The following is a 12,734-nucleotide window of genomic DNA, read 5'->3' on the forward strand; positions in this document are numbered from 1 at the left end:
GATCTTATGAACGAAAAGCAAAAAGCATGGGTATATACCCGGATCGATGCACCGGAGGACCGGTATGGGAGCTTGAAGCGGCAGGACCAGAAGCTAACCGAATATGCCTCCCGCATGGGGTGGGAGGTAGTCGGTCATTCCCAGGACATTGGTTCCTGCCGGGATATGAACCGGCTCGGACTCCAGGCATTGACCGATGCGGTATCACAAGGGGGTGTGAATATCCTGGTGGTGAGCGGTCCCGACCGTCTGAGTCGCAATGCAAAGGACATCATTGTCTATGCAGAGTTTTTACAGAACTTTGGTGTGGAGGCTTATTCGCCGAAACAGGGGAAGATTGAAGTGCTTTGCACTTCTGTGTTAAAGGACTCGGCATTAGCGGTACCGGAAGATAGTCCGAATTTATCCATTCATTAGGAGGCAGGCCATGGAACAGAAGAAAGAAACGAACGAGGTCCGGTATAGTGTGGCCCGGAAATGCTTTGCACTTCTGTGCTAAAGGATTCGGCATTAGCGATACCGGAATACGGTCTGAATTTATCCATTCATTAGGAGGCAGACCCATGGGACAGAAGAAAGAAACAAACGAAGTCCGGTACAGTATAGCACGGAAACTGCTGAATTTGATGCTGGAAAATGGCTTTATTTCAGAGGAGGAATACAAAAAAATCGATGCCTTGAATCGGGAAACATTTTCTCCGGAATTGTCGAAAGTATATGGGTAAAAACACTGGATATATCTGAAAACTTGTGGTATTGTGTGGTGCTAACAGGAGAACAAAGAAAGGAAGGAGAGAAGCCTATGGAGAAGAAGGTTGTAAAGAAAATCATAAAAATCGAGCCTGTTAGCAGCGGTTCCGCCGCCAATGCGGTGGAAGTCAAACGTGTCTGCGCCTACTGCCGCGTCAGTACGAACTCAGCGGACCAAAAGAATTCCTTTGAAGCCCAGGTAGACTATTATACCCGGCTGATTGGAGAGAAGGAGGGCTGGGTGCTGGCCGGTATCTATGCAGACGAAGCCAGGACCGGCACAAAGCTGTACCGGAGAGATGACTTCCAGCAGATGATGGAGGACTGCCGGCAGGGAAAAATTGATTTGATCCTGACAAAATCCGTGACCCGGTTTGCCAGAAACACGTTGGACAGCATCAAAGCTATCCGGGAACTGAAGGCCCTTGGGATAGGCGTTTACTTTGAGAAGGAGAGGGTCAACACCCTTATGGAAAAGAGCGAACAGATGATAACCATCTTGAGCTCTATCGCCCAGGGAGAATCCGAGAGTATTTCCACCAATAATAAGTGGTCGGTAGTACGGAGATTCCGAAATGGTACATTCATTATAAGCAGTCCACCGTATGGTTATGAGAATAATGAGTATGGAGAGCTGGTTATCAAAAAAGAAGAGGCAGAGATCGTGCGCTGGATTTTTGATGAATACCTGGGAGGAAAAGGGTCCTACACCATTGCCGCAGAACTGGAAACAGCAGGGATTCCCACGATCCGTGGAGCAAAGGAATGGCTGGACAGTGTGGTAAAGGGGATTCTTCAGAACTGTGCATATGAAGGGGATCTGCTGCTTCAGAAAACCTATACGACCGATGGAGTCCCATTCACTCGCAAAAACAATCGGGGAGAATTGCCCCAGTATCTGATAGCGGATGACCATGAGCCCATCATTACCAGAGAGGAGGCTGCGGCTATCCGCCAGATTTATGAGTATCGGAGGGAACAGCAGTGTGTGGAGGATACCAGTGTATATCAGAAGCGGTATGCATTCAGCAGCCGGATTCTCTGCGGGGAGTGTGGGACAAAATTTCGCAGGCAGAAAATCTACATCGGAAAGCCATATGAAAAAATCCAGTGGTGTTGCTACCAGCATATTAAAGACAGTAAGAAATGCAGCCAGAAGGCAGTCCGTGAGGACGTCATCCAGGCTGCATTTCTTAGGCTCTGGAACCGGCTAGCCAGCAATTATGAGGAGATCCTGATCCCCATGCTGGCGGCGTTGAAGGCAATCCAGGGCAACCCAGAGCAAGACAGGGAAATGCAGGAGATAGAACAGAATATTCAGGAACTAAAACGGCAGGGCTATAGGCTGGGCAGGGTATTAACCGAAGGCAGCATAAGCTCTGCCATTTTTATTGAGAGACAGAACCAGATTGAGGCACAGCTGGAAGCGGACCGGAGGCGGCTGCGGCAGCTGCAGGGGCAGAAAGCCTTTGAATGGGAGATATCCCAGACCGAATATCTGATAAGCGTCTTCCGCAACCGTCCTGCCATCCTGGAAGCGTATGACGAGGAACTCTTCCTACTGCTGGTGGAACGTATCACAGTGCTGCCCGGACGCCGGCTGGTATTCCGTCTGAAGAATGGTCTGGAACTGGAAGAAAATGAACAGGAGGTGAGCTAAGTATGAGACAACGCCATATGCCGCTGGGGTATCGGATGGCGGAAGGAAAAATAGTAATTGATCCAGAAACGGCAGAGATTATAAATCGAATCTTCCAGGAGTATTCAGAAGGAGCTTCCCTGTACCAGCTTGCGAGAAAACTTACAGAACAGGGGGCACTCAATGCAAACCATAAGCCGGTGTGGAATCATGGGACGGTTGGAAAAATCCTGGAGAATCGAAAGTATCTGGGAGACGAATTTTATCCAACAATGATAGAACTAGAACTGTTCACCCAGGTACAGGAGCGCAGGAAAGAAAAGAGCAGGGAGCTGGGGCGTGTCATGCAGCCTAACAGCTTCGGGAATCGCTCTATGTTCGCAGGCAGTCTGATCTGCGGAGTCTGCGGGCAGCCCTACCGCCGGTACGTGGAGCACTGCGGACAGCCGGGAGAAAAAATCGTCTGGAAATGTAAGCACTACATAAATGAAAACAGGGTGTGCTGCCGGAACATATTCCTGGTAGACAGCCAGATCATCCAAGCATTTATGGAACTGATGAGAGGGGTGAAGGAGGGGAGGTTCCAGATAGAGCCGGAAACCATCGTGCAGGGCCTGCCATATAGCCGTGAGGCGGCAGAACTGACCAGAAAGCTGCAGGAATTGGAGGAAAAGCCGGAGTATCCATCCGAGGAGATGGTACGGCTGATTTATGAGCGGGCCAGATTACAGTACCGGGTGTCCAGAATTCAGGACCAGAATTACCAGACAGAAAAACTGAAAACAGTCCTGGAAGAAAATCCACTCCAAAAAGAATTTAATAGTGAACTTTTTAAGGCAACGATACATCGGATTACCGTTCACAAGGACAGACGGTTCGAATATGAATTAATGAATGGTGTAAAAATTGAGCTTCCTATCCAGGAAGCAGCAGAAGGGAGGAAACCGGATGAGACGGGCCAGAACAGCAACCGTTGTAAAGAAAAACATCTCTGTAATTCCAGCCAATCCGGAATTCAGCCGTGATACAAGGGCTCAATATAAGCGGCTGCGGGTAGCCGCCTACTGCCGGGTCAGTACCTTGCAGGAACAGCAGGAGACCAGCTATGAAGCACAGGTGAATTATTATACAGAAAAAATCAACAGCAACCCGGAATGGGTGTTTGCAGGAATCTATGCAGATGACGGGAAGAGCGCCACCATGACCCGTAAGCGGAATGACTTTCAAGCAATGATTGATGACTGTATGGCAGGGAAAATTGATATGGTCATCACAAAATCCATCAGCCGCTTTGCCAGGAACACGGTAGACTCCCTTACCCATATCCGAAAATTAAAGGCAAAGAATATTGCCGTGTATTTCGAGAAGGAGAACATCAATACCCTGGGGGATGGCGGGGAAATGCTGATTACCATCCTTAGCAGCCAGGCCCAGGAGGAAAGCCGGAACTTAAGTGAAAATGTCCACTGGGGGTATGTGAGGCAGTTTGAAAACGGAGTGGTGTATGTAAATCACAATAAATTTCTGGGATACACCAAGGATGAAGAAGGAAATCTGGTCATCGTGCCGGATGAGGCAAAGCTGGTCCGCAGAATCTTCCGATTATACCTGGAAGGAAACAGCATTAACAAAATTGCAGAGACGCTTACAAAGGAAGGAATTCGGACTGTGACAGGAAACACCGTGTGGCATGCCACGGTGATTTCCAAAATGCTGATGAATGAAAAATATATGGGGGATGCGCTGCTGCAAAAAACCTATACCGTGGATTTCCTGGAAAAGAAGAGGGCGGTCAATAAAGGAATCGTACCGCAGTATTACATCGAGGGCAACCATGAAGCGATTATCCCTCGGGAACTGTTTTACCAGGTACAGGAGGAACGGGCCCGCCGGGCGAATGTTTACCGCCCGGCAAAAAAGAAGGGAACCACCATCCGGGGAAAATACAGTTCCAAGTATGTGCTGGCCGACATCATGTACTGCAAAGAGTGCGGACAGCCTTACCGCAGGCAGGTATGGGTGAACGGCGGTACAAAGAAGCCGGTGTGGCGCTGTTACAGCCGCTTGAAGAGCGGAACCAAGAAGTGTAAACATTCCCCCAGCCTGGAAGAAAAAGCGCTCCACGAAGCGATTATGGAGGCCATCAACTCCGTGGTAAAGGATGAAGGGGAGTTCATCGATGCCTTCCGGGATAATGTCATCCGGATCCTGGGCAGCTACTCGGACAACGTGGAGCCAACCGAATATGATGAGAAGATCGATGCACTGCAGAAACAGATGCTGGCCCTAATCGAGGATAGTGCTAAAACGGAGAGCGCCGATGAGGAGTTCGACCGGGCGTATCGGGAGATCACGGACCAGATCCGGGCCTTCAAGAAAAAGAGGACAGAGCTGAGCCGGGAAAAGCAGCTGGCCGAAGCCTACGACCAGAGAGTGGAAGGTATGGGTCAGTACATCCAAAAGACCAACTACCTAAAACGCCAGTTTGATGACGAACTGGTCAGGCGACTGATTAAGGCCATCATGGTAATCAGCGAAGATAAGATTGAAATACAGTTCCACTCAGGGATTGTGATGACCCAGAGAATCAATGAATATGACTAAGACCGGCGGCAGAATCAACGGATTCCTGCCTGCCGGGATCCTGACAGTGGCAAGAATAAAGTCCCCAGACACCGTGTGATATCCTTATCACAGCTGGGGGTTTTATTGTTGGTATTACAGGGAGGAGTAAGAACGATAGACGGGGAGGAACAGCGGAATGATATCGGAAGAGCTGAAAAAGATGTTTGAAGGGCGGATTGCGATGCAGGATATGCATTATGTGGGGAAAGCCTGCTATGGGAGACTGGAGGAGAATCTCAGAGGGAAGATTGAGCTGGGACAGGGCTTTATGGACAGTGGGTATACCAGGCTTACCGTCTCAGTGCTGGAGCGGACCAATGGGCTGGTGGATCAGATGAAGTTTTTGATCAGTGATGTGACTGGTCTGAAACAAGAAACGGAAGGGGAACGGATGGCAGGGCCAGAACTGAGATCGTATAAAGATTCTGTCTGGTGGAATTGTGAGATGGAAGAGGAGGACTACCAGAAGATAGCGGAGGTGGTCAATGGATATCTGTCTCTGTTTCAGTCGGAAGAACTGGTTCAGGGACAGAAGGAGGACGAGTCTCAGGGGCAGGAAGTACAGTCGGGAGCGCTGCCGGGTAATATCCTTACTTAAATCATCGGAACCATGTTTAATATAGAAGGAATAAGGAAGGGAGCGGGGCTTAAATGGAAGTGTTTGTGAAGCGTGAAAACTGGGATGGCGGAATTTGGATGAAGCTGCCGGCTTCGGAGGAACAGGCAGAACAGGTCCAGGAGGAACTGGCCGGGTACCATCCTTCCAGGATGATTCCATTCATAGGAGATGTGAAAGCGCCGGTGTCCGGTCTGGCACATCTGTTAATTGGAGAATTTGTGTTTCAGGATTCAAACCTTGGACAGTTAAACTACCTTGCCGCAAAGATTGGTTCCTGGACGGAACAGGAGCGGGCTGTCTTCGAGACTGTGCTGCAGAATGAAAAGCCGGATTCTTTGATACGGATTGTGGAGGTAATGGAGCATTTAGACCAGTACGAATGCCATCCAGAGATAAAATCCCTAGAACAGTATGGACATGATCTGTTTGAGCGGGAAGGGAGAACGCTGCCGGTGGAACTGACCGGCTATTTTGATTATGAGGCGTATGGCCGTTTCCATATGAAAGCCAGTGAGAGGTTGACAGATGAGGGGCTTATTACAAGAATCAAGGCACCAAAACCGGAAGTAGGAAAGACGCAGAATCCAGAAGTGGTGCAGCCTGGGACAGCAGTATTCCGGGTGTATCTGGTATTTGATAAGAAGTATCCGGAAAAGAACTGTTATTATTTCCCTATGACGGAGAAACAGCTGGAGGCCCTTGAGGAGAAATGCAGAATATATGACGTTTATGAGGTGGCAGACTATCTCAGCAATATCTGGGAGTTGGATCAGTTCTTACCTCCACGGCTCACATTTAGGGAGCTGAACCAGATTGCAATGGAGATACAGAACTTGGCGGATAAAACCACTGTGTCGAGAAAGAAACTTCTGGCTTCACTAGAAGCTGAGGTTCCAAGGGATGCAGATGCAGCAAGTCAGATTATTCGTAATTATAAGGACTATGAATTCCTCCCGGTTCAGGAGTTGTCAGCGGAGTGCTATGCAAAGTATCTGCTGAATTTACATCAGATTTATATCGAGAAGGAACTGGAACCATATGTCCGTCTCGAAGAATTTGGTTTGCAGAAAATGAAAGCGAATGGGCCGGTGGAGACAACATTTGGCACGCTCATCTATAAGGGACATCCGATACAGGAACTGAGTCCGTCTGTTCATGAATTCCGCCTATACAATTCATTGGCTGTAACCGCCTATTGGAGTGGAAGTGAATCCTTTGTGCCGGAGCTTTTAAGAGGGAAGGAACTTCTCTCGTATGAAAACATGATCCGGGAAAAGATTCAGGCCAGCTTAAAAAGCTACCCCGAGAAAGGTCTGGCGGAATATCTGTTTTCTGAACTGCTTAAAAAACGGGTTGCATCTATGACGCCAGATGTAGAGGCATATGCCGGCAGCCTTTGGGGTGTGCTTACAGTAAGAACATACGGAGAATTAAATGACCGGGAGTTGGCGGCTGTGATGGAAGAGTGGAAGGCGATGGCAGATAGCGGCTGGGGAGAAGAACTGTTTTACCGGCCTATTCAGACGGAGATGGGTGAGATTTATATTGGGTTCTGGGATACAGACAATAATGACAACCTGTTTATAAAAACAGAGGAGGAGTTTCGGCGGGACTACCTGGGCGGAAGTCAGATTGGGCAGGAGCTGCAGCTTTAAAAGTAAGTCTTTGAATACAAGTTTTCAATGCAAGCCCAGAACAGTGGTTAAGCACGAAAAGAACAAATGTTCTGAAAACATATTGCGCTATCATGTCTGCTCCTGTATAATAGCAGTAGAACGAGGAGGCGTCAGATTAGATGATTCGGTTATTTGAGTTTCGGGATTTGGATAGGATTATGGAGATTTGGCTGGAGGGAAACTTAAATGCTCATCCATTTATAAAAGAGGAGTATTGGAGACAGAATTTCGAGACAGTCCGCTCCGTGCTGCCAAATGCAGAGGTGTATGTGTTTGAGGAAGACGGGGAGGTCCAAGGCTTCATTGGCATGGACGCAGAGTATATTGCCGGAATATTTGTAGCGGAGGGACACCGGGGGCAGGGGATCGGCCATCAGCTGATTTCAGAGGTAAAGAGGAAAAAGCGCCTGTCATTGCATGTATATGAGAAGAATACAGGCGCTGTGGCATTTTATCAGGCGGAAGGATTCCGTGTTGAAAACAGCATGACAGAGAAAGGAACTGGGGAGCAGGAGTACCTGATGGTGTTTCATGAGGACAGCGAATTAAATGAGGGAACATAGCTTGATAAGGTGGATGAAATAACTTTTTGGGCAGTTACTTATAAATTGTCATTTATTATGAAGGAGGAGTTACAAAATGTCTAAATATAATTTCTACTATGATGAGTCTGAGCATAGTCGAAAAATCAACTATCAGACAGTAAGTGCCTCTAATTATTATGATAATTTCGTAACCATGATTGTAGGATGGTCAGCCGAGAAGGATGATATTCTGCAACGGCATGCTTCTTTTGAGGCTAAGTACGCAGATAGAAAAGATCGTAATGGTGAAATCAAAAGTACGATGTTTCAGCAAAAACAATTTAAGTATGGTTTTGCCTCCCTTAATAAGCAGAATGCTCAGTTTATAAATGATTTTCTGTCGCTTTTTGACGAGGAAATTCATATTTACTTTTCTGTTTCCAGCAAGATCGAATACCTTATGTTGCAGGTTTTTCAAGGGTACGAGAACAGTTTTCTCTTTGATGCAGACTTTATGAAGTATTCCATTACAAAGGCTCTCGTTATATATCACCCGAGGGAAATCATTAAATGCCTCTACGAATCACCCAAAGACTTTTTAGAGGAACTAAAGAAGTTTTTCCGAGATAGGGTTGAATTTAATAAAAACGATTTGGAATTGAAACAAGCAGAGACGACGGCATTTCAAGAAATTTTACTCGTATTAGATGAAATTTCAGATGCTCCAGAGCTTGATTGGGATTATCATATGCCTTTTGATGGGGTCTATAAGTATCTACAGGAGAAAAATTTACAGAACTATTCACTTATTATTGATAAAGAAGGTAAAGCGGAGGAAGAAAGCAAAACTCTAAAGTCTGCCCGTGAAATAGGACTGGATAATTCAGATGAAGCCGGTTCTATGGAACATTCAGGTCTTCGTATGGCAGATATGATGGCGGGAATAATTTCTAAGCTGTTGAAGGGGTTATGCGATTCCTTACGATACCAATCTCTTGATGAAAGCACCAACAAAAAGATTCTGGACGTAGGTTGGTTTTGCTTGAGTGAAGTTCAATTAGAGCTTTACAAAAAGCTATATCGTCTTATTTGCGAATGGCAACCAGCTTGGTACAAATCGTACTCTGGCATTTATTCTGATAATTTGGTTGTATTCAATGCTTTGCTTAATTTTATGAACCATTTTGAATCTGTCGAACAGATCCGGGCTGATATAGATATGCAGGGCGAATACTTTAATGCGTTTGCTTGTGAGCAGTTGGCAAGGTATTTTGAGCGGAGAAGATGCAAACTGCCCATTGAGCCTGTAATTCCCTTTGATGAAGAATCATATTTGAACTCAAGGGGTGGGAAGGTATATTTTGATTCGGTGAACCAACTTCTTTTGCCGTTGCATGAAGGTTCTCAGACTTTTGATGTATTATCGGTTGGGGTGGATCAGAAATTCACTCCAATAATAACAATTCTAAAAGATGGAGAATCTGAGTGCTTTCGACTTCCAAATGAACTAAGTGAGTGGGTTTGTAGTGTTGTTGGAATGGCTGCCAGGGGAATGAACCTTTTCCCTACCAAAGTGACTTTTTCTAATATTAATGGAAGATATTATGTGGATATACTTTGAATATAAGGCAAAAAAAGAAGAAAAGAAAAAAGCAAAGGAAGATAATGAAAAGAAATTCTATAACTTCCAGTTATAGAAAAGGGAGATGTTATCGGATCAACCATTTTTGAAACATACCATAAGGCTTCTAAATATGCGGGAGGTGGCATTATGGCAACCTGGAATCCATGGCACGGATGTAGAAAAGTAAGTTCGGGGTGTCTGAACTGCTATGTGTACCGCAGAGACGCCGAATTTGGAAAAGACAGCAGCATCATAGCCAGGACATCCAGCTTTGCTCTGCCGGTAAAGCGGAATCGAAAAGGTATATATAAATTACAGCCGGACGAGGGGGCCGTGTATACTTGCATGACCTCAGACTTTTTTGTAGAAGAAGCGGATGAATGGCGGCCTGAAGCATGGAAGATGATTCGGGAGAGGGATGACCTGCATTTTGTAATCATTACAAAACGAATCCATCGATTCCAGGTTGGACTTCCAAAAGACTGGGGAGAAGGATATGACAATGTAACAATCTGCTGTACCTGTGAGAATCAGAATATGGCCGACTATCGGCTCCCCATTTTTCTGAATTTACCAATCAGACACCGGACGATTATTCATGAACCAATGCTGGAATGGATTGAGATTCGTAGGTATCTGGCAACCGGATTAATTGAACAAGTTACTTGTGGCGGGGAGTCTGGCCCAGAGGCCAGGATTTGTGATTACGCATGGATCTTAGAAATCATGCAGCAGTGTGTGGAGTATGATATTCCTTTCTGGTTCAAACAGACAGGTGCTAAATTCAAAAAAGGAAACCGTATCTATCATATTGAGCGGAAAGACCAGATGCACCAAGCGGAAAAGGCTGGGGTGAATTACAGATACGAAAGAAATAATTAAATAAGAGATACAAGCTTGCATAAATTTAAGGAGTAATTAAGCATCATAATACATAATAAAAATGACCGATAAAATTGGACTTGACTGGTCATTTTTGTTAATTACAAGCTAGAAGGCTGTTATGATAGGGCGTTGGTTAGTAAACGTTGTTTATCGTAATAGCCTTTATTTTATTTGTTCGAAAAAAACGATTAAGAAAAAATGGCGGAGGTGGTTGATAAATATGCAGACTTGGTTCAAGAGCTAGAAACCTTACAGGGGCCGCGGATTAAATTGTAAAAAGGGACAGAGGAGGTTAAATGGTGAATTTTTTACGAATGGAGTTAAAAAAGGTGCTTGGTGTGACCCGATACAGCGAAGATGCAACATATATCGGAAGCTGTGGCTATGTGAGAGTAAATGAGGAAGTTCGTATGCGTCTGGAGTTTTCCAGATCCTCTACTACAACATATGACGGAATCGTTATGACAATGTTTAACCGAAAAGAGGGAATGATTGATACCAATGCGTTGAAATTCCGGGATATTTGGGGCAGGAAGGCGGTCAGCAATCCCAATTTCAAGGAAGGGATTATCCCGCATATTTGGGAAAACAAGGAGAAGGAGTGGTATGTCTATAAGCCGAACCAGAAGGATTACCAGATATTGGCGGATGAGATTAGTCAATATGTCGGACTGTTTCAGGAGGCAGAAATAACTCAGGGACCGCAAATTAATATGTAAATCCAGGAATATGGTGGGGCTTTGCTGTAAAGGAGGTGATGGTGTTCACTGTGTAAATAGAAAAGAGCAGATTGTTATGACAGGGAGAGACTGATGAAAATCAGTGTCTTTTTTCTTTTGCAAGAGAGACAAAAAGAAGGAGGCAGAGTTCCGGCCGGGAAAAGATATCTGACTCTTTTTTGAATGGATTTAGAACAGAAAGCGATAGAAAGGGTGAAGATGGCGTCCGAGATGTCCTTAAGACTATACGGACGCCCCTTGGTTGTAACAGACAGTGGAGGGAAAGACAGCGCAGTATGTAGGGAAATTGTCAGACGTGCCAGGATACCATTTGAGATTCATCACAACCTGACTACAGCAGATGAACCTCAGACCATTTACTATGTGAGAGATATTTTTCGCAAGTTGGAACTGGAGGGGATTACCTGCTGTGTGAATTATCCGATTTACAAAGGCCAGAGAGTTACCATGTGGTCTCTGATCCCTATGAAAAAATTCCCACCGACAAGGCTGCAGAGATATTGCTGCCAAATTTGTAAAGAGAACTCCTGCCAGGATCGCTTTATTACTACCGGTGTGCGATGGGCGGAGAGTGCGAAGAGGAAGACTAGCCGGGGAGTTTTTGAGAACTTTGTCTCGGATCCCAGTAAGAAGATTATCCTGAATAATGACAATGATGAGCAACGGATGCTGTTTGAGAACTGCACATTAAAAGGGAAAAGAACCTGCAACCCGATTGTGGACTGGCGGGACTCAGATGTGTGGGAATATATACGCAGCGAGCGTCTGGAGATTAATCCGCTTTATGATATGGGATTCTACCGAGTCGGCTGTTTGGGATGCCCTATGGCAGGGAAGAACCGTTGGACAGAGTTTCGGCTATTCCCGACCTACCAGCGGGCATATATAAGATCCTTTGGAAAAATGCTTGATGTAATTCATGCTGGCGGGGGCAAGACAAAGTGGAAGACGGCGGAGGATGTTTTTTCGTGGTGGATGGAGGAGGAGACCATCAAGGGTCAGATGAGTTTGTTTGATATTACGGAATGGAAAAATGTAAATGAAACATAGAATGAGATAACAGGAGTTGCAGCAGTCAACCTTGGGGCATGGGAATTGACACCAGCTAGACAGTAAGGTTGAAGAAATATCTGTCCCTGCATGTATACGAAAGAAACACTGGAGCAGTATCATTTTATCGAGCAGAGGGTTTTAAGGTTCAACAGAGCATGACGGAAAAAGAGATAGGTGAGAAAGAATTCCTGATGGTCTACGGAGAATCGAAACAGACAGCAGTATCATAACAAAAACGTCCAGCTTTCATATGCTCGTCAAACGCAGCCAAAGCACTGAGTATGAACTCCAACCAGTAGGAGGAGAATGGGTTTATAATGAGATGATATGAATTTATAAAGCTTTGTGGGAAAATAATCCATTCCATGTTATAATAACCTTAATATAGTTAAGTGGATTATATGCAAATCTAGTAGGTTAAAAAAGAGTAGTTTACTGGGCTACTCACCCTATATTTATGAAGGCGTTGTTTGGTAGCTTACTGTCCTCGAAGGAGATTTGCTTATTTCTATTTGACATTTACAAATCCTTTGTACACCTTTAATTTTGCTTAGCAATTTGCTTTGGAGTAGCCCCTGATATATAAATGATATATGTAG

General features: G+C 45.4%; 12 protein-coding genes. All 12 read left to right on the plus strand.

Annotated elements, in window-relative coordinates:
* Positions 1–6 precede the first annotated feature (6 nt).
* The 12 genes from I2H39_RS06815 to I2H39_RS06870 all read left to right on the plus strand — a co-directional run bounded on the left by I2H39_RS06815 (position 7) and on the right by I2H39_RS06870 (position 12,132).
* Positions 7–417 (plus strand): recombinase family protein, encoded by a 411-nt coding sequence (locus I2H39_RS06815; RefSeq protein WP_048931281.1) that lies wholly within the window; start codon positions 7–9, stop codon positions 415–417.
* A 146-nt stretch (positions 418–563) separates the two neighbouring features.
* Positions 564–725 carry an SHOCT domain-containing protein gene (locus I2H39_RS06820; protein WP_181988625.1) on the plus strand — a complete coding sequence of 54 codons (162 nt, stop codon included), beginning with the start codon at positions 564–566 and terminating at the stop codon, positions 723–725.
* A 77-nt stretch (positions 726–802) separates the two neighbouring features.
* Complete coding sequence (locus I2H39_RS06825; RefSeq protein WP_048931280.1) at positions 803–2,410, plus strand: recombinase family protein; 1,608 nt, start codon at positions 803–805, stop codon at positions 2,408–2,410.
* A gap of 2 nt (positions 2,411–2,412) precedes the next feature.
* Positions 2,413–3,414 (plus strand): recombinase family protein, encoded by a 1,002-nt coding sequence (locus tag I2H39_RS06830; protein WP_048931279.1) that lies wholly within the window; start codon positions 2,413–2,415, stop codon positions 3,412–3,414.
* A complete protein-coding gene (locus I2H39_RS06835; RefSeq protein WP_048931278.1) occupies positions 3,338–4,993 on the plus strand; it encodes a recombinase family protein in 1,656 nt (551 codons plus the stop codon). The genes I2H39_RS06830 and I2H39_RS06835 overlap by 77 nt, the downstream gene beginning before the upstream one ends.
* A gap of 157 nt (positions 4,994–5,150) precedes the next feature.
* Entirely contained in the window at positions 5,151–5,612 is a 462-nt protein-coding gene (locus I2H39_RS06840) for a hypothetical protein (RefSeq protein ID WP_048931277.1), read from the plus strand.
* A gap of 65 nt (positions 5,613–5,677) precedes the next feature.
* Positions 5,678–7,288 (plus strand): antirestriction protein ArdA, encoded by a 1,611-nt coding sequence (locus I2H39_RS06845; RefSeq protein WP_347708572.1) that lies wholly within the window; start codon positions 5,678–5,680, stop codon positions 7,286–7,288.
* A gap of 140 nt (positions 7,289–7,428) precedes the next feature.
* Entirely contained in the window at positions 7,429–7,872 is a 444-nt protein-coding gene (locus I2H39_RS06850; protein ID WP_048931275.1) for an N-acetyltransferase, read from the plus strand.
* 76 nt (positions 7,873–7,948) lie between these two features.
* Positions 7,949–9,454 (plus strand): DUF3800 domain-containing protein, encoded by a 1,506-nt coding sequence (locus I2H39_RS06855; protein ID WP_118077277.1) that lies wholly within the window; start codon positions 7,949–7,951, stop codon positions 9,452–9,454.
* A gap of 150 nt (positions 9,455–9,604) precedes the next feature.
* Positions 9,605–10,339: a DUF5131 family protein gene (locus I2H39_RS06860; protein ID WP_048931273.1), complete on the plus strand. Its 735-nt coding sequence runs from the start codon at positions 9,605–9,607 to the stop codon at positions 10,337–10,339.
* A 299-nt stretch (positions 10,340–10,638) separates the two neighbouring features.
* Positions 10,639–11,061, plus strand: coding sequence for a hypothetical protein (locus I2H39_RS06865; protein ID WP_048931272.1), 423 nt, complete (start codon positions 10,639–10,641; stop codon positions 11,059–11,061).
* Positions 11,062–11,244: 183 nt separating this feature from the next.
* A complete protein-coding gene (locus I2H39_RS06870) occupies positions 11,245–12,132 on the plus strand; it encodes a phosphoadenosine phosphosulfate reductase family protein (protein WP_048931271.1) in 888 nt (295 codons plus the stop codon).
* Positions 12,133–12,734 lie beyond the last annotated feature (602 nt).

Source organism: Clostridium sp. 1001283B150225_161107_B6, from assembly GCF_015556325.1.
Classification (GTDB): domain Bacteria; phylum Bacillota; class Clostridia; order Lachnospirales; family Lachnospiraceae; genus Enterocloster.